The sequence below is a fragment of the Rhodococcus sp. Chr-9 genome (assembly GCF_000801125.1).
GTDB classification, from domain to species: Bacteria; Actinomycetota; Actinomycetes; order Mycobacteriales; family Mycobacteriaceae; genus Rhodococcus; species Rhodococcus pyridinivorans.
The window spans coordinates 329,180-346,299 of the sequence record NZ_JTIZ01000122.1 but is presented as its reverse complement, the minus strand read 5'-3'; the positions used below and the strand labels follow the sequence as shown (position 1 = coordinate 346,299).

The 17,120-nt window shown below is 68.6% G+C and carries 20 protein-coding genes; 8 read left to right on the top strand and 12 right to left on the bottom strand.

Translation table 11 applies throughout. The features are described 5' to 3' along the window. The first annotated feature begins 92 nt into the window (after positions 1 to 92). Positions 93 to 1,505, top strand: a complete 1,413-nt coding sequence (locus tag QR64_RS20735; RefSeq protein ID WP_039587027.1) for a DUF349 domain-containing protein — start codon at positions 93 to 95, stop codon at positions 1,503 to 1,505. Positions 1,506 to 1,581: 76 nt separating this feature from the next. Here the strand turns inward: QR64_RS20735 and QR64_RS20730 are convergent, their stop codons facing one another. Beyond that, a complete protein-coding gene (locus QR64_RS20730; RefSeq protein WP_039587025.1) occupies positions 1,582 to 2,175 on the bottom strand; it encodes a hypothetical protein in 594 nt (197 codons plus the stop codon). After that, positions 2,163 to 3,692: a tRNA (N6-isopentenyl adenosine(37)-C2)-methylthiotransferase MiaB gene (miaB, locus tag QR64_RS20725; RefSeq protein ID WP_006551299.1), complete on the bottom strand. Its 1,530-nt coding sequence runs from the start codon at positions 3,690 to 3,692 to the stop codon at positions 2,163 to 2,165. The genes QR64_RS20730 and miaB overlap by 13 nt, the downstream gene beginning before the upstream one ends. Positions 3,693 to 3,917: 225 nt before the next feature. Between miaB and QR64_RS20720 the strand changes: the two genes are divergently transcribed. The 4 genes from QR64_RS20720 (at position 3,918) to QR64_RS20705 (ending at position 7,257) form a co-directional block, all read left to right on the top strand. Then, on the top strand, positions 3,918 to 4,646 hold the full coding sequence (locus tag QR64_RS20720; RefSeq protein WP_200886530.1) for an amino acid ABC transporter ATP-binding protein: 729 nt from the start codon (positions 3,918 to 3,920) through the stop codon (positions 4,644 to 4,646). A gap of 68 nt (positions 4,647 to 4,714) precedes the next feature. Further along, positions 4,715 to 5,548, top strand: coding sequence for a glutamate ABC transporter substrate-binding protein (locus QR64_RS20715; RefSeq protein WP_039587021.1), 834 nt, complete (start codon positions 4,715 to 4,717; stop codon positions 5,546 to 5,548). Positions 5,549 to 5,671: 123 nt separating this feature from the next. After that, the gene (locus QR64_RS20710) at positions 5,672 to 6,352 is read left to right on the top strand and encodes an amino acid ABC transporter permease (protein ID WP_006551296.1); all 681 of its coding nucleotides are present in this window, start codon (positions 5,672 to 5,674) and stop codon (positions 6,350 to 6,352) included. Continuing rightward, positions 6,349 to 7,257 carry an amino acid ABC transporter permease gene (locus tag QR64_RS20705; RefSeq protein ID WP_006551295.1) on the top strand — a complete coding sequence of 303 codons (909 nt, stop codon included), beginning with the start codon at positions 6,349 to 6,351 and terminating at the stop codon, positions 7,255 to 7,257. Before QR64_RS20710 ends, QR64_RS20705 begins: the two co-directional genes overlap by 4 nt. A gap of 56 nt (positions 7,258 to 7,313) precedes the next feature. Here QR64_RS20705 and recX read toward each other — a convergent pair whose 3' ends face one another. From recX to QR64_RS27205, 6 genes are all read right to left on the bottom strand, one after another. Continuing rightward, positions 7,314 to 7,931, bottom strand: coding sequence for a recombination regulator RecX (gene recX, locus QR64_RS20700; RefSeq protein ID WP_033096537.1), 618 nt, complete (start codon positions 7,929 to 7,931; stop codon positions 7,314 to 7,316). A 104-nt stretch (positions 7,932 to 8,035) separates the two neighbouring features. Then, positions 8,036 to 9,079, bottom strand: coding sequence for a recombinase RecA (recA, locus tag QR64_RS20695; protein WP_006551292.1), 1,044 nt, complete (start codon positions 9,077 to 9,079; stop codon positions 8,036 to 8,038). A 277-nt stretch (positions 9,080 to 9,356) separates the two neighbouring features. Next, entirely contained in the window at positions 9,357 to 9,551 is a 195-nt protein-coding gene (locus QR64_RS20690; protein ID WP_006551291.1) for a DUF3046 domain-containing protein, read from the bottom strand. A gap of 37 nt (positions 9,552 to 9,588) precedes the next feature. Continuing rightward, the gene (locus QR64_RS20685) at positions 9,589 to 10,734 is read right to left on the bottom strand and encodes a glycosyltransferase (protein WP_193903622.1); all 1,146 of its coding nucleotides are present in this window, start codon (positions 10,732 to 10,734) and stop codon (positions 9,589 to 9,591) included. Positions 10,735 to 10,774: 40 nt separating this feature from the next. Next, positions 10,775 to 11,497 carry a PIG-L deacetylase family protein gene (locus QR64_RS20680; RefSeq protein WP_006551288.1) on the bottom strand — a complete coding sequence of 241 codons (723 nt, stop codon included), beginning with the start codon at positions 11,495 to 11,497 and terminating at the stop codon, positions 10,775 to 10,777. A gap of 15 nt (positions 11,498 to 11,512) precedes the next feature. After that, a complete protein-coding gene (locus QR64_RS27205) occupies positions 11,513 to 11,686 on the bottom strand; it encodes a hypothetical protein (protein ID WP_006551287.1) in 174 nt (57 codons plus the stop codon). A 248-nt stretch (positions 11,687 to 11,934) separates the two neighbouring features. Here QR64_RS27205 and QR64_RS20670 point away from each other — a divergent pair, with 248 nt between their 5' ends. The 3 genes from QR64_RS20670 to QR64_RS20660 are packed head-to-tail and all read left to right on the top strand — an operon-like array spanning position 11,935 to position 13,830. Next, a complete protein-coding gene (locus QR64_RS20670; RefSeq protein ID WP_006551286.1) occupies positions 11,935 to 12,531 on the top strand; it encodes a biotin transporter BioY in 597 nt (198 codons plus the stop codon). Positions 12,532 to 12,547: 16 nt separating this feature from the next. Continuing rightward, on the top strand, positions 12,548 to 13,228 hold the full coding sequence (locus QR64_RS20665; protein ID WP_033096532.1) for an energy-coupling factor ABC transporter ATP-binding protein: 681 nt from the start codon (positions 12,548 to 12,550) through the stop codon (positions 13,226 to 13,228). Next, entirely contained in the window at positions 13,225 to 13,830 is a 606-nt protein-coding gene (locus tag QR64_RS20660; RefSeq protein WP_039587019.1) for a CbiQ family ECF transporter T component, read from the top strand. The genes QR64_RS20665 and QR64_RS20660 overlap by 4 nt, the downstream gene beginning before the upstream one ends. Positions 13,831 to 13,889: 59 nt before the next feature. Here the strand turns inward: QR64_RS20660 and pspM are convergent, their stop codons facing one another. The 4 genes from pspM to pgsA all read right to left on the bottom strand — a co-directional run bounded on the left by pspM (position 13,890) and on the right by pgsA (position 17,110). Next, complete coding sequence (pspM, locus tag QR64_RS20655; protein ID WP_006551284.1) at positions 13,890 to 14,699, bottom strand: phage shock envelope stress response protein PspM; 810 nt, start codon at positions 14,697 to 14,699, stop codon at positions 13,890 to 13,892. A 26-nt stretch (positions 14,700 to 14,725) separates the two neighbouring features. After that, the gene (gene pspA, locus QR64_RS20650) at positions 14,726 to 15,532 is read right to left on the bottom strand and encodes a phage shock protein PspA (protein ID WP_039587018.1); all 807 of its coding nucleotides are present in this window, start codon (positions 15,530 to 15,532) and stop codon (positions 14,726 to 14,728) included. A 200-nt stretch (positions 15,533 to 15,732) separates the two neighbouring features. Beyond that, entirely contained in the window at positions 15,733 to 16,119 is a 387-nt protein-coding gene (locus tag QR64_RS20645; protein WP_006551282.1) for a helix-turn-helix domain-containing protein, read from the bottom strand. A 226-nt stretch (positions 16,120 to 16,345) separates the two neighbouring features. Continuing rightward, the gene (gene pgsA / locus QR64_RS20640; protein ID WP_039587016.1) at positions 16,346 to 17,110 is read right to left on the bottom strand and encodes a CDP-diacylglycerol--glycerol-3-phosphate 3-phosphatidyltransferase; all 765 of its coding nucleotides are present in this window, start codon (positions 17,108 to 17,110) and stop codon (positions 16,346 to 16,348) included. Positions 17,111 to 17,120: the final 10 nt, after the last annotated feature.

Here is a 17,120-nt window from a genome sequence, read left to right as displayed (position 1 = left end):
AGTGAGCGGACACGATCGCGGAGCCCCGGGATCGACCGGCGGTAGACCCATGCGACCAGGCAGCCGTGCCGCGCGGCAGAGATGAGGTATCGATGAGCGACCCGAACGCACAGGACCGAACCGGCGAGTCGACGCAGGAGCGGACCCCGCGTCCCGGCCCCGCCACACCCCGAGCCCATGCTGCGACGCCCGGCCCCGCGGGCCGAGAGAACGGCAGTTCCACCGCAGCACCCCCGAAGCCGCATCCCGTCGCGGCCCAGACGCACCCCCACGTACCGGCGGTGCCCGCGAGCGATCCGAGTCGGTTCGGACGCGTCGACGAGGACGGCACCGCATGGGTCCGCACGAGCGAGGGCGAGCGGTGCATCGGATCGTGGCAGGCAGGCGACGCCGCCGAGGGCCTCGCGCACTTCGGACGCCGTTACGACGATCTCGTCACCGAGGTGGCGATCCTCGAGACCCGGTTGACCTCCGGCACCGCCGACGTGAAGAAGACGCACGCGGCCGCCGAGGCACTGGCCGAGTCGCTGCCGACCGCCGCCGTCATCGGTGATCTCGATGCGCTCGCCGCCCGGCTCACCGCGATCATCGAGCACTCCGAGGAGGCTGCGGCTCTCGCCAAGCAGGAAAAGGAGCGTCGGCGCGCCGAGAGCACGGCCCGCAAGGAGGCCCTCGCGGCCGAGTCCGAGACGATCGCCGCCGAATCCACCCAATGGAAGGCCGCGGGCGACCGGCTGCGCGAGATCCTCGAGGAGTGGAAGACCATCCGCGGGGTCGACCGGAAGGTCGACGACGTGTTGTGGCGTCGCTATTCGAAGGCACGCGAGGCGTTCAACCGGCGTCGCGGAGCCCACTTCGCCGAACTCGACCGCGAGCGCGCCGCGGCGAAGAGCCGCAAGGAAGAACTCGTCGCCCGGGCGGAGGAGCTGCAGAACTCCACCGACTGGGGTGCCACCGCCGCGGCCTTCCGCGACCTGCTCGCCGAGTGGAAGGCGGCCGGACGGGCACCGAAGGACGCCGACGACCAGCTGTGGAAGCGGTTCAAGGGCGCCCAGGACGTCTTCTTCGCCGCACGCAACGCCGCGAACGCCGAGCGCGACGCCGAGTTCGAGGAGAATGCCCGCGCGAAGGAGGCCCTGCTCGAGGTGGCCTCCTCGATCGACCCGTCGGCCGATCTCGAAGGTGCCCGGGCGCGCCTGCGCGAGCTGCAGGACCAGTGGGAGGCGATCGGCAAGGTGCCGCGCGAGCGCATGCACGATCTCGAAGGCCGTCTGCGGGCCATCGAGAAGAAGGTGCGCGAGGCCGCGGATTCCGAGTGGCGCCGCACCGATCCCGAGGCCCTCGCGCGTGCGGCCCAGTTCCGTGAGCGGGTGCGTCAGTTCGAGGAGCAGGCCGCCAAGGCGACCGCCGCCGGCCGGGCGAAGGAGGCCGAGAAGGCTCTCGCCCAGGCCGCGCAGTGGCGCGAGTGGGCCGACGCGGCCGAAGGTGCCGTCGGCGAGCGCTGACCCCGCGACATCCGAGACGGACGATCCCCCTCTCCCGGTCCCGGAGAGGGGGATCGTCGTGTTCGTGCCGGAGGCGTCAGGCCTCGGGGTCGTCGCGCATCAGGCGGGGCCGCTCGTGCTGTGCTGCGACCTTCCGCAACTCGGCCTCGGCCTCGAGCTGGGCCGAGGTCCGCGCCCACACCACGCGGGCCCAGTGGAAGACGATCACCATGACGGCGAACCATCCGATCACGAGACCGAATCCCGGTCCCGCGGCGGACGACTCGACGGGAAGGGTCTGGCGCGACCAGATCGCGAGCATGCCGAAGACGATGGTCACCGCCGAGCCGGCCAGGGACACCCACGCCAACGCCCACTTGCGGGTGACGAGCGCGAGAATCGAGCCCAGCCCGGCGAAGACCACTGCGAAGCCGACGAACAGCCGCGACGGCAGACCGATCTCCTCGGTGGTCGCCTCCGGGGCGAAGGACAGCACCTCCCACCCGTTGGCGGATCCGGCGTGGGGCAGGCTGAAGGTCGCCAGCAGGATCAGGACGGCGATCGCGACGAACATCGCCCGGGCGCCCGGGTCGATGTCGCTCGCCACCTTCCGTTCGGCGGCTTCGAGTTCGGCGCGTACGTCACCCGTCGCGTGGTGATCGTGCGGCTTGTCGGTGGTCATGCGTTGCATCCCATCTGAGGCGGCAGCGGGTCGGGGACGCCGATGCTCGGCAGTCCGAGTCCGACACCGATCGGCGGTGTCTTGGGCAACCGGCCCTGTTCGAAGTGGTCACCCGCACGTGTACGGCGGTGCGTGAGGATCGGGGTGTCCGCGACGAGGTGGTGCGGCGCGGCGTCGCTGACGACGATCGTGATGACGTCGCCGGGACGCACCGCGGTGTCGATCGCGCCCTCGGGACGGAAGTGGACGAGGCGGCCGTCGCGGGCACGCCCGCTCATCCGGGCGGTCTCGGCGTTCTTGCGACCCTCCCCCGCCGCGACGAGCAGTTCGACCTCCGTGCCGACGAGCTTGCGGTTCTCCTCGAGGGTGATGCGTTCCTGCAGCGCGATCAGACGGTTGTAGCGCTCCTGCACTACGGCCTTGGGGACCTGACCCTCCATGTCTGCTGCGGGCGTGCCGGGACGCTTCGAGTACTGGAAGGTGAACGCGCTGGTGAAACGCGCCTTCTCGACGACCTCGAGGGTCTGCTGGAAGTCCTCCTCGGTCTCACCGGGGAAACCGACGATGATGTCGGTGGTGATCGCGGCGTGCGGCATCGCGGCCCGAACCCGCTCGATGATGCCAAGGAAGCGTTCCTTGCGGTACGAGCGGCGCATGGCGCGCAGGATCCGGTCGCTGCCGGACTGCAGCGGCATGTGCAGTTGCGGGCACACGTTGGGGGTCTGCGCCATCGCGTCGATGACGTCGTCGGTGAATTCCGCCGGATGCGGGGACGTGAAGCGCACCCGCTCGAGGCCCTCGATGTCGCCGCACGCGCGCAGCAGCGACGCGAAGGCGCCCCGGTCGCGGGGCTGCTCCGGATCGGCGAAGGACCGGCCGTAGGAGTTGACGTTCTGGCCGAGCAGTGTCACCTCGAGCACGCCCTCGTCGACGAGCGCCTGCACCTCGGCGAGGATGTCACCCGGGCGCCGGTCGACCTCCTTGCCGCGCAGCGACGGCACGATGCAGAAGGTGCACGTGTTGTTGCAGCCGACGGAGATCGACACCCATCCGGCGTACGACGACTCGCGCTTGGCGGGCAGCGTCGAGGGGAACGCCTCGAGGGCGTCGAGGATCTCGACCTCGGCACGGCGATTGTGCCGCGCGCGTTCGAGCAGTGCGGGGAGATTGCCGATGTTGTGCGTGCCGAAGACCACGTCGACCCAGGGCGCCTTCTTCACGACCGTGTCGCGGTCCTTCTGGGCGAGGCAGCCTCCGACGGCGATCTGCATGTCGGGGTTGTCGTCCTTGACCGGACGCAGATGACTCAGATTGCCGTACAGCTTGTTGTCGGCGTTCTCCCGCACCGCGCAGGTGTTGAAGACCACCAGATCCGGTGACGCGCCGGGCGCGGCCTTGGTGAAGCCGGCGTCCTCCAACAACCCCGACAGACGCTCGGAGTCGTGTACGTTCATCTGACAGCCGTAGGTGCGGACCTCGTAGGTCCGGGCACCGGTACGGGGGGGTTCTTCGTCGATCAGTGACACGTCTCAGGGTATCTCACCTCGGCGGGTCCCCTTTCCTCGCGCCGGCGGCGCGGGCCCCGTCGAGGTATCCGATACTGCTCGTGCAGTAAAAATCCCGTGACGCGCGTGTCGAAGGTGTCCCGAAATGCGAAGTCTCGGGCGTCGGACGGCATAGGGTCTGCAGATATGACATCAGCGGCCGCCGGAACGGATCGTCCGTCCGAGAAGTCGGACACCAGCTCGTCCATGATCTCCATGAACGGGGTGAACAAGCATTTCGGATCCCTGCACGTACTGCAGGACATCAACCTCGAGATTCCGCGAGGACAGGTCGTCATCGTCGTCGGCCCGTCGGGTTCGGGCAAATCGACCCTCTGCCGCACCATCAACCGGCTCGAACCGATCGATTCGGGAGAGATCCACGTCGACGGCACCCTGCTGCCGGAGGAGGGCAAGGCACTCGCCCGCCTTCGTTCGGACGTCGGCATGGTGTTCCAATCGTTCAACCTCTTCGCCCACAAGACGATCCTCGAGAACGTCATGCTCGGCCCCCTCAAGGTGCGCAGGATCAAGAAGGACAAGGTCCGCGAGTCGGCGATGCAGCTGCTCGACCGGGTCGGGATCGCCAATCAGGCCGACAAATACCCGGCGCAGCTGTCGGGCGGCCAGCAGCAGCGCGTGGCGATCGCACGCGCGCTCGCGATGAATCCCAAGGTCATGCTGTTCGACGAGCCCACCTCCGCCCTCGACCCCGAGATGGTCCAGGAGGTCCTCGACGTGATGGCCTCCCTCGCGAAAGAGGGCATGACGATGGTCGTGGTCACCCACGAGATGGGATTCGCCCGCAAGGCCGGCGACCGCGTTCTGTTCATGGCCGACGGTCGCATCGTCGAGGACACCGATCCCGAGACCTTCTTCACCGCACCGAAATCCGATCGCGCCAAGGACTTCCTCGGCAAGATCCTCAGTCACTGACCTGATTCCCGCACCGACGGGCCACCCGGTCCGTCGGACGTAGTTCCGAACCGCACCGGAGGTATTCGATGAAATTGTCCCGCTCCATCCGCCTGGGCATCAGCGCCGTCGCCGTGGCAGTGGTCGCCACGGCGTGCGGTGGCGACGAGACGCGCAGTGTCTCGCAGTCCGCGGAGAACGGCACCCTGACGGTCGGTATCAAGTTCGACCAGCCGGGCCTGGGCCTGCGCAACCCGGACGGTTCGTTCAGCGGGTTCGACGTCGAGGTCGCCAAGTATGTCGCCGGTCAGCTCGGTGTGTCCGAGGAGAACATCGAATTCAAGGAAGCTCCGTCCGCCCAGCGCGAGACCCTCATCCAGAACGGTGAGGTCGACTACATCGTCGCGACCTACTCGATCACCGATTCCCGCAAGGAGAAGGTGGACTTCGCCGGCCCGTACTTCATTGCGGGCCAGTCGCTCCTCGTGCGCGCGGACGACACCGAGATCACCGGACCCGACTCGCTCAACGGCGGCAAGCGCCTGTGCTCGGTGGCGGGTTCGACCCCGGCCCAGAACGTGAAGGACAACTACGCGCAGGACGTCCAGCTCCAGGAGTTCGACACCTACTCGCTGTGTGTCGAGGCGCTGCGCAACGGCGCGGTCGACGCGGTGACCACCGACGACATCATCCTCGCCGGCTACGCCGCGCAGAGCCCGGGCGACTTCAAGGTCGTCGGTGAGCCGTTCACCACCGAGCGCTACGGCATCGGTCTCGCCAAGGGCGACGACGAGTCGCGCAATGCGATCAACGACGCGATCGAGGAGATGATCGCCAGCGGTGCGTGGGAGGCCGCATTCCAGGAGACGGTCGGCGCCTCGGGCTACGAGCTCCCGGAGCAGCCGAGCGTCGATCGCTACTGAGTGTCGATCGTCACCGAGTACGGGTACCACCCGTCACGTCCGGCGGTGCGGCCGGTCCGTAATCCCACGGACCGGCCGGACCGTTCCGGACTCCCACCCGTCCCCTCGATCCCGGAGTGACCTGTGGATCTGTTGAGCAAGTACAGCAGCCAGCTACTCGACGCGTTCTGGACCACGATCCAGTTGACCGTCATCTCGGCGATCGGTGCACTGATCCTCGGAACGATCCTCGCCGCGATGCGCGTGTCCCCCATCCCGGTGGCGCGTGCCGTCGGCGCCGCCTACGTGACGATCTTCCGGAACACCCCGCTGACCCTCATCATCATCTTTTGCCTGTTCGGTCTGTCCCAGACGCTCGGCATCAAGCTGGCCTCCGAGTCGTCGCCGACCTTCCTGGTGGACAACAACTTCCGACTCGCTGTGCTCGGCCTGAGCGTCTACACGGCGGCCTTCGTGTGCGAGTCGCTCCGCTCGGGCATCAACACGGTCTCGCTCGGACAGTCGGAGGCCGGCCGCTCGCTGGGTCTGACCTTCAGCCAGAATCTGCGCCTGATCGTCCTCCCCCAGGCCTTCCGCGCGGTCATCGCCCCGCTCGGTTCGGTGCTCATCGCGTTGACCAAGAACTCGACGATCGCCTCCGTCATCGGCGTGTCCGAGGCCTCGCTGCTGATGAAGACGATGATCGAGAACGAAGCGGCCATCTTCGTCGTCGGTGGCATCTTCGCGCTCGGATTCGTCATCCTCACCCTTCCCACCGGCCTGCTCTTCGGCCGGCTCAGCAAGCGATACGAGGTCGCCCGATGAGTGCACACGGAACCGTTCTCTACGACGCACCCGGGCCCCGCGCCAAGGCGCTCTACCGGATCCTGTCGGTGGTCGTGGTCGCGCTCCTCGTCCTGGTCGGCTGGATCGTCTACCGCGCGCTCGACGCCAACGGACAGCTGACGGCCGCCAAGTGGGAGCCGTTCGTCGAATCGTCCAGCTGGACCACCTATCTGCTGCCCGGCATCCGCGGCACGATCATCGCGGCCGTCGCGTCGATCGTGCTGGCACTCGTGCTCGGCACGGTCCTGGGTATCGCGCGTCTGTCCGACCACCGGTGGGTCCGCTGGATCGCCGGCACGATCGTCGAGTTGTTCCGCGCCGTCCCGGTGCTGATCCTGATGATCTTCGCCTACCAGGTGTTCGCCGAGTACCGCGTCTTCAAGTCCGGATATCTCGCGCTCGCGGCGGTCATCACCGGCCTGACCCTGTACAACGGCTCGGTCATCGCCGAGATCGTGCGCGCGGGCATCCGATCGCTTCCGCGTGGTCAGAGCGAGGCCGCCTACGCGATCGGCATGCGGAAGAACCAGCTCATGCGACTGATCCTGCTGCCGCAGGCCGTGACGGTCATGCTCCCGGCGATCGTGTCGCAGATGGTGATCGCGCTCAAGGACTCCGCGCTCGGCTACCTCATCGGCTATGTCGAAGTGGTGCGTTCCGGCCAGCAGCTCGGCGCGTTCTTCCAGAACTACCTGCCGTCGCTGCTGGTGGTCGCGGCGATCATGATCATCCTCAACAGTGCGCTGACACAGTTCGCGATCTGGCTCGAGAAGCGTCTGCGATCCGGGAAGCGGAAGAAGGGTGCCGTGGCGGCCGAAGAGCCGCAGACGATGCCCACGATGTCGGTGCCGGGCCTGGACCTGAGCGGCGAGGGCCGCAAGTAGCAGCAGCACTGCGGTTGCGAAGTTCGCAGTCGAGCCCAGGCGTTTCGCAGTCGGGCTCAGTCGTGCGGGAGGTCGCTCGCGTCGGCACCGAACGTCGCGAGTTCTTCCCGCACGACATCGAACGCCATCCCCTGCGCGTAGCCGCGCCGGGCCAGCATCCCGACCAGCCGCCGCACCAACTTGTCGCGTTCGGCCGCGATCTCGCGCCGATCCCCTTCGGTGGGCAGCGGCGGCTGGGTGCGGAGCTTCTTGCGGACCAGTTCGACCGCCCGTTCCCGTTCGTCGGCGGTGTCGATCTGCTCGAGGGCAGCCGCCGCGTCGTCGGCGTCGATTCCCTTGCGGCGCAGTTCGAGTGCGATCGCGCGCTTACCCTTCCCCGCGTGCAGATGCCGTGAACGTGCCCACTGGTTGGCGAAATCCGCGTCGTCGATCAACCCGACCTCGGTGAGACGGTCGAGGGCACGTTCGGCGACGTCGGACGCGAACCCCTTCTGCTCGAGCTTCGTTGCGAGCTCGGATCGGCTGCGTGCCCGATCGGTCAGCAGACGGAGACAGACGTCCTTGGCCTGCGCTTCGGTGCCGCCGCCGGGCAGTTCCTGCTCGGTGCGAGCCGAGCGCCGCCGTCCGCGTCGTTCGCGCCGAGCGTCGGGGCGTCGTTCCTCGGAGTCGTCCATGACGCGCACAGTAGCCGGACGCACCGACAGCGTGGCCGGGTGCGGATACGCCACGGGGGCACGGACGACGTGCGTCCGTGCCCCCGTGGGGCCGTGGGCGGTGACTAGAAGTCGACCGGCTCCTCGACATCACTCGGATCGGTGAGAACGGCACCGATGCCGAGCTTCTCCTTGATCTTCTTCTCGATCTCGTCGCGCACATCGGTGTTCTCGAGCAGGAACTTGCGGGCGTTCTCCTTGCCCTGCCCCAGCTGGTCGCCCTCGTAGGTGTACCAGGAGCCGGACTTGCGGATGAAGCCCTGCTCGACACCCATGTCGATGAGCGAGCCCTCCTTCGAGATGCCCTGGCCGTACAGGATGTCGAACTCGGCCTGCTTGAACGGAGGCGAGACCTTGTTCTTGACGACCTTCACGCGGGTGCGGTTGCCCACCGCGTCGCCCCCGTCCTTGAGCGTCTCGATCCGGCGCACGTCCAGACGCACGGAGGCGTAGAACTTCAGCGCCTTACCGCCCGTGGTGGTCTCGGGCGAGCCGAACATCACGCCGATCTTCTCGCGCAGCTGGTTGATGAAGATCGCGGTGGTGCCGGAGTTGTTGAGCGCACCGGTCATCTTGCGCAGTGCCTGGCTCATCAGGCGGGCCTGGAGACCGACGTGGCTGTCGCCCATCTCGCCCTCGATCTCGGCGCGGGGCACGAGCGCCGCGACCGAGTCGATGACGATGATGTCGAGCGCACCCGAGCGGATGAGCATGTCGGCGATCTCGAGGGCCTGCTCACCGGTGTCGGGTTGGGACACGAGCAGGGCGTCGGTGTCGACACCGAGCTTGCGCGCGTAGTCCGGATCGAGGGCGTGCTCGGCGTCGATGAACGCCGCGATGCCGCCGGCGGCCTGCGCGTTGGCGACCGCGTGGAGGGCCACCGTCGTCTTACCCGAGGATTCCGGGCCGTAGATCTCGATGACGCGCCCGCGTGGCAGGCCGCCGATACCGAGAGCCACGTCGAGTGCGATCGACCCGGTGGGAATGACTGCGATGGGCGGACGGACGTCCTCGCCCAGGCGCATCACCGAGCCCTTACCGAAGCTCTTGTCGATCTGCGCGAGGGCGAGCTCGAGCGCCTTCTCGCGGTCGTGAGCCTGTGCTGCCATCTTGGTCCCCTTAATAGAATCTCGTCCTTGTTGTCGACGACGTTAGAACCCGGCACCGACAAGTTCGCTGTCGCGACCGCGGAAACGCCGTATCTGTGGATGGAATCACCACCTGTGGACAACCCACCCGGCGTTCCCAGCATAGCCGAACACGTGTTCGAAATCCGGTCGCTTCGTGTACGCCAGGAATGGTCTCATCCCGGTCGGACAGAAAATCGATTCCGGCATCTACTCCTGCACCGATTCCGGTCGGGAACAGCCCCGACCGGCTCCGCGGCTACCGCCGCACGGGTGGGACGTCGAACTCGTCGCAGAGAGCGCGCCATACCTCCCGGGGCTCCTGTCCCGCCTCGATCGCCTCGGCCGCCGTCCGTCCACCGAGCGAAAGCAGCACGTGATCGCGCAGCAGGGCATCGCCGTGCATCTGTCCGAACTCGTCCCGGACCACCTCGTAGAACTCCGTCAACCGCACCCCGACCACGGTAGTCGCGCGCGGTGTGGCGCGACAGTCAGTCCGCTGCGGCCTCGCACACCGCGACCGGATCCTCCACGTCGCCGGCACCGTCCGCGGCCGCACGAGCCGCGGCGGCGAAGTCCGGCGACGACAGCACGGTGTCGATCGCGGAGCGGACCGCATCCGCGTCGAGCGGACGCACCACCACCGCACTCCCCTGCCGTGCGGCGCGGTTCGCCAGCTCCCACTGGTCGCCGCCCCCGGGAACGATCACCGCCGGAACCCCCGCACTCAGCGTCTTGGCGAGCATCCCGTGCCCACCCCCGCACACGACGACATCGGCCTGCCGGAGCAGGACGTCCTGCCTGCCGCGACCCGAGACGGCCCAGCTGGGGAGCGACTGCGGCGGAGGGTCGAGCATTGTCGCGGCGACCCGCATCCCGGCCCCGTCTAGTGCGTCGCAGACCGTCTCGACCATCCCGGTCACGCCGGTGACCGCGGTCGACGGCGCGACCATCACGAGAGGTCCGTCCCCTGGCGGCGGATCGAGGATCTCCACGGTGGGTTCCCACAGCAGCGGACCGACGACGTGCGCGTGCCCGGGCCAGTCGGGACGTGGCACCTCGAGTGCCGGCAGGGTGGCGATCAGCCGGGCCCGGGGCCCGGGATCGCGCGCCGGCAGACCGATCCCGACGCGTGCGGCAGAACGCTCGCGCTCCCCCTGCCGCAGCGATCTCGCGGTCATCGCTCGCAACGCGGCATCCCTCAACCGGCCCCGCACGCCCCTGCCCACATCGAGACCGCTGCCGATCGGCGGGAGCCCGCGCGACGGCAGGTACAACGGGTGCGGCGAGAGCTCGACCCACGGGATCCCCAGGCGCTCGGCGGCCATCCCTCCGCCGGCGGTGAGCACGTCCGCCACGACGAGGTCGGGTAGCAGGGCTCCGAGATCCGGGAGCATCTCGCTCGCGATATGGGCGGCGCGGGCGTGGATCTTCGCCCCCGCGTCGCCGTCGTCGTCCCCGAGCCGGGGCGCCAGCCCCTTCAACTCAGCGAACGTCACACCGGGCAGCTCGAGGCCGAGCCATCGTTCGCCCGTGAGGACGACCGCGTCGTGCCCGGCATCCGCAAGCCGCAGCGACAACGCGATCGCCGGAATCGCATGACCCGCATCGGGCCCGGCCACCACCGCCACTCGCACGCGCACAGCCTGCCACAGGCCAACGACGGCGGGACGCTTCCTATCCCGCGAAGGTGTACAACTCGAACCCGGAGGCGCGCTCGGCAGCGAATCCCGGCAGCGGCGCCGATGCGCGCTCCACCTGTTCGCGCGCTTGTGCCTCCACCGGCCTGTCGTCGAGAGCCTGCAGGTACAGACGGTGCGCCGCGAGGGACTCGACTGCCAGTTCGACCGTATCGGTCACGTCCACCGCGTGGGTCGGAGGCGAACCCGGACACACGGCAGCCCATCGCACGCCGTGCCACGGTTCCAGACCGCGTTCGGTGAGTTCCGGGAAGATCCATTCGTTCGCGGCATCGGAGACGGCGTCGAGGACGCTGATCCCGAGCGCCCGATGGTCGGCACTGTTGACCCAGCCGGGCCGGGGCGACAGCCCGAACGCGAGCGTGACCACCATCTCAGGACGATGACGTCGGATGGCGGAAGCGATGTCGCGACGGAGATCGAGACTCGGGACGAGTCGACCATCCGGGTGCCCGAGGAACTCGACGGTATCCACTCCGACGATCCGCGCGGACTCGCGCTGCTCCGATTCCCGCACCGGCCCGCTCTTCTCGGGCGGCAGACCGGCGATGCCCGCCTCGCCACTGGTGGCCAGAACGTAGGAAATCTCCTTGCCCTGTCGGGTCCACCGCGCGATCGCCGCCGCCGCGCCGTATTCGATGTCGTCCGGGTGGGCGACGACGACGAGTCCGCGTTGCCAGTTCTCCGGTACCGCCTCCACAGCTGCCCCCTTCGTCTACAGACGTGTCAGGTCGTGCTTGTCACCTCCCGATACTGCCTTGTACAGCAGGTATCCGCCGAAGATCACGGCGCCGAGTACGAGAAAGCCGAACAGGTTGTCGAGCAGGGCGCCGAGGACGGCGAGACCGACCCACACCACCGCGACGATTCCTACGATCTTCCAGAACATTGGGTACTCCCACCCTCGATGCCGACCCCTTCCGAGTCGGACTCCGTTTGCTCGGTACGCCTCGATCCTGACAGCTCGAGCAATGAAAAACAGCAGGTCAGCGCAGATATCAGGGAAAGATCAGGGGACACCCGGAGGCGCACCCCGGTGTGGCCCACGGGCACCCGGAGACGGGTCGGTGACCCGCGGCACGCCGGTACGGCTTAGGCTCTACGGGTTCGCCGTCCATACCAGAAGGCTGAGTAACCGTGTCCTCGTCCCCCCGTATCCCCGCGCGCGACCTCGCGCAGATCGCCGTCTTCGCCGCCCTGATCATCGCCCTGGGACTGCCCGGTCAGATCAGTATCGGATCGTCCGGCGTGCCCATCACGCTGCAGACCTTGGGCGTGATGCTCGCGGGTGCACTGCTCGGCGCACGCAAAGGTGTCCTGTCGGTGCTCACCGTGATCGTGCTGGGGCTGGCGCTGCCCGTACTCGCCGGCGGGCGCACGACCCTCACCTCGCTGGCAGGTCCCACGGTGGGCTTCCTCATCGGCTGGATCCCTGCCGTCGCCGTGATCGGCTGGCTGAGCATGAAGATGCTGCCGCGATACCGCACGTTGCCCGGTGTGGCCGTCAACGTCCTCGGTGGCATCGTCGTCCTCTACGCCTTCGGTATCGCAGGCATGGTCCTGCGCACGGATCTCACGGTGTGGGCCGCCGCCGCGGCCAACGTCACCTTCCTGCCGGGCGATCTGGCCAAGGCGGTCGTCGCAGCAGCGGTCGCCGCCCAGGTGCATCGCGCCTATCCCGCACTGGCGGCACCGCGCATCGCGCACCGCCCCGCTGCGGATCCCGCGCACTGACGCCGTCCGACCGTCGATGAGCGAGATCCGATTCCGGGAGGTGCGGCACGCCTACGGCGACCGCACCGTCCTCGACGGGGTCGACGTGGTCCTCACCGAACGACGCGTCGGCATCGTCGGAGCGAACGGCAGCGGCAAGTCGACGATGGCGCGCATGATCAACGGCCTGCTCGTCCCGTCGTCCGGCTCGGTGACCGTCGACGGCCTCGACACGGCGCGCAAGGGCCGGGAGGTCCGCAAGAAGGTCGGATTCGTCTTCACCGACCCGGACCATCAGATCGTCATGCCGACGGTCGCCGAGGACGTCGCCTTCTCGCTGCGACGCAGCGGACTCGGCAAAGAGGAACGCGAAGCCCGGGTAGGGCAGGTCCTCGCCGACTTCGGGCTCGCGGGGCATCACGACCACCCCAGCCACCTGCTCTCGGGCGGCCAGAAGCAGTTGCTCGCGCTCGCCGCGATCATGGTGACCGACCCGGCGGTGCTCGTCGCGGACGAACCGACGACCCTGCTCGACCTGCGCAATACGAAGCTCATCGCGCGCACCTTCGCGAGCCTTCCGCAGCAGGTGATCGCGGTGACCCACAATCTCGAACTCCTCGTGGGCTTCGATCGTGTGCTGGTGGTCGACTCGGGGCGGGTCGTCGCCGACGACGAACCGGCGTCCGCGCTCGCGTTCTACCGGAATCTGATCGGGTGAACACGTTCGGCCTCTACCATCCCGGACGCTCCGTCCTGCACCGGCTTCCGGCGGGAGCGAAGCTGCTCGCGGTCGCAGCACTGATCCTTGCGCTGACCCTGTGGATCCGGCAACCCTGGCAGGTGCTTCCCGCCCTGGCCTTGGCCGTGCTCGCGTATGCGGCCGCGCGCATACCTCCGCGTCCGGCGGTTGTGCAGCTGCGGCCGCTGGTGTGGATGCTGGCGATCATTGCAGCGTTCCAGGTGCTCGTGGCGGGGTGGGAACGGGCGGTGGTGATCTGCGGGTCGCTGCTCGTGGCGGTCGCCCTGGCCGCCCTGGTGACCCTCACGACGCGGACCACCGACATGCTCGACGCGATCGTGCGGGCGGCCCGTCCCCTCGCGCGCGTCGGGGTCGATCCCGACCGGGTGGGACTCGTGCTGGTGATGACCGTCCGCGCGATCCCGCTGATCGGCACCGTGGTCACCCGCGTGACCGAGGCACGCAAGGCGCGCGGTCTCGGATTCTCGTTGCGGGCGCTGGTGGTTCCGGTGGTGGTGGGAGCCCTCCGCACCGCGGAGGCGATGGGCGAGGCCCTCGCCGCTCGCGGTGTCGACGACTGAGAGGTGTCGACGACCGACGTGTTCGGCTCGCGGTGTCGATGATGGGGGTGTTCCACCCCTCAGGGGTGGTAACGCTGCTCGATCTGCCCCAACTCGCGCCAGGACTGCGCCCAGCTCTCGAGTTTGTCGGACGTGGCGATCAGCTCGGCGCGTCGCTGGTCGAGCATCGCCAGCGACCGGTTACCCTCGGCGGTCGCGGCGAGGCGTGCTGCGGCGGCGACGAGTTCCTCGAACTGGTCGACACCCGTCCCGAGACGCTCGCCCGCGTCGACGATGGCCGCGGACAGATGGGTCTTGGCGGCCGCACTGCCCTGCGCGGCGGATTCGAGGGCAACGACGTCCTCGACGACGGCATCGAGTGCGGATGCGGCTGCGCGGGCCGCGTCGTCGATCTCGGTGAGGTCGTCGGGGGCCACGGAGTTCGACCGCACGAGCACACCGAGCAGGCGCCGCAGGCTCTCCTCGTTCGCCGCGAGGCGTTCCATCGGGGCGCGGGCGACCGAACCGGCCGGTGGCAGCGACCGGCGGCGCGGCGGCGGTGGGGGCAGCGGCACCGCATCGAGGCGACGGAAGGTACGGACGGCGAGGACGGCAGGCACTGCGAGAGCCGCCGTCGCTCCCCCGGCCGCGACGAGCGTCCATTCGGGAGCCGACGCGACGGCCAGGGTCGCGGTGCCGATCGCCGTGGTGCCCGAGCCGGCACCGAAGAAACTGGCACGCCGACGCGCGCGACGCTTCTTACGCCGCAAGCGGGCGGCGGGATCGCGCCAGCGGCGCGCGGCCTCCATCGCGTTGCCGGTGGCATCGCGGAACGCAGAGACGACCGAACCGGGGATGTTCCCGGTCCGGTCGTCTCCGGAGACGTTCACGGCGGATCAGTTCCGAGGCGTGCGGATCAGCGGCCGGTGGTACCGGCAGCGTTCGGGGGCTCTTTGCGCGTGTCGACGGCAGGGTTGGTGGGGGTGCCCGGAAGCGCCTCGCCCTTCATCGACGCCCGGATCTGCTCGAGTCGGCTGTGACCGGCCATCTGGACGGTGGCCTGCTGAACCTCGAGCATGCGGCCCTGCACCGAGTTCTGGGCGAGCTCGGCCGAACCGAGAGCGTTGGCGTAGCGACGCTCGATCTTCTCGCGGACGGCATCGAGGCTCGGAGTGGTGCCCGGAGCTGCGAGGGTCGAATCCATCGAACGCAGCGACTCGCTCACGCGCTCCTGCATCTTGGCCTGCTCGAGCTGGCTGAGCAGCTTCGTGCGCTCTGCGACCTTCTGCTGCAGCGCCATGGCGTTCTGCTCGACGGCCTTCTTGGCCTGCGCGGCGGCCTGGAGCGACTGGTCGTGCAGCACCTTGAGGTCCTCGACGGACTGCTCGGCGGTGACGAGCTGTGCCGCGAAGGCCTCGGCCGCGTTCGTGTACTGGATCGCCTTCTCGGTGTCGCCCGCCGCCGTGGCCTGGTCGGCCATCATGACGGCCTGGCGGGCACTCGCGTTGAGCTTCTCCACCTCGTCCAGCTGACGGTTGAGCTTCATCTCGAGCTGACGCTGGTTACCGATAACGGAGGCCGCCTGCTGCGAGAGTGCCTGATGCTGACGCTGCGCGTCCTCGATCGCCTGCTGAATCTGGACCTTCGGATCGGCCTTCTCATCGATCTTCGAGTTGAAAAGCGCCATCAGGTACTTCCAGCCCTTGACGAAAGGATTAGCCATGGGTGTGATCCTGCCTCCATCTGGTACGCCGCGCCGAACGCGACCCGGTACGCGGCCCTCGCGCCCCGGTTCGAAGATCGCCGGTCCGCTGCTACCCCCGACGACCCACCTGCCCCGGCCGGGTCCGTGCACGCACCACGCCCCGGCTCGATGTCGCTTACGACCGTATCCGGCGAGACCGGCACGGTTCGTGATCCATGTTAGGCGGCTGCCAGCGCCTGTGCGGCGGGTGCAGGGATCACCATGCGCGGCTCCTGCGCGAGCAACCCGGGCTCAGCGGTGGCGCCGTCGTCGGACCGCTCGGCCGGTGCCGTGTCGGCTGCGGTGGTCTCCATGTCCGTGCGACGGTCGAGGCCGTCCGCCAGCAGACCGCTCACATCGAACAGCACGTCGGACAGCGGGACCTCCAGTGCATCGCAGATGGCCGCGAGCAGTTCGCTCGAGGCCTCCTTCCTGCCGCGCTCGATCTCCGAGAGATAGCCGAGGCTGACCCGGGCGCTGCTGGAGACTTCGCGCAGGGTGCGGCTCTGCGAAACACGGGTGCGCCGAAGGCTGTCACCGAGTGCCTCACGCAACAACAGCGCCATCCCATCCTCCTTCGTCCGTCGTGCCGACACCTCGTCAACGCACGACGACGCTGCGAGGTTCCCGCAGATCGATCGGACCTCGATACTGCGGTGTCCAGACATTACAACGCCGACGGCGGTTGCAGACGCCCGAGTAGTCCCGACACCGCGTAGTCCCGACACAGCGTAGTCCCGACACAGCGGTGTCGACCGCACCGAGCCGGATCCCGCACGTCCCGCCCCGTGGTTACCGGGCGTCCTCACCCACCGTGCGGCCGTCGCCCGGCATGTCCTGGGCAGCGGCGCCCTCCCCCGCGGCGACCTCCCCCGCGACGTCCACCCCCAGGACGTCCTCCGCACGGGCGGTCTCGCTCTCGCTCCGGCGCACCCCGGTACGCAGCCGGATCGCCTGGACCACGTAGTCGAGTCCCGTCACCACCGTCAGGGCGACCGCCAGGATCATCAGGCCGATCGCCACCGGCGCCACCGATTCGGGCAGCGGCAGCAGGTAGACACCGATGGCGAGCGTCTGCACCAGCGTCTTGAGCTTGCCACCGCGACTCGCCGGGATCACGGCGTGCCGGAGCACGGCGAACCGCAGGGCGGTGATCCCCAGCTCCCGAGCAGCGATGATCCCGGTGACCCACCACGACAGGTCACCGAGCATCGACAGCCCGACCAGCGCGGCACCGATGAGGGCCTTGTCGGCGATAGGATCGGCGAGTTTGCCGAAATCGGTGACGAGACCGTGCTTTCGCGCGAGTTGACCGTCGATCCGGTCGGTGATGGCGGCGATCGCGAAGACTCCGGTCGCCGCGAGCCTCCACCCGATGTCGTGCCCGTCGCCGACGAAGAGCAGCACCAGGAAGACCGGTACCAACGCGATCCGACCCACCGTCAAGATGTTGGCGATGTTCCACAACGGCACCGGATCGTGCGGGCTCCCGGCGTGCGGTCCCGGTGCGGCGCCGCTCCCGCCCGACGCGGTGACATGCTGGCGGGGCGTGCTCATGTGCCCCACA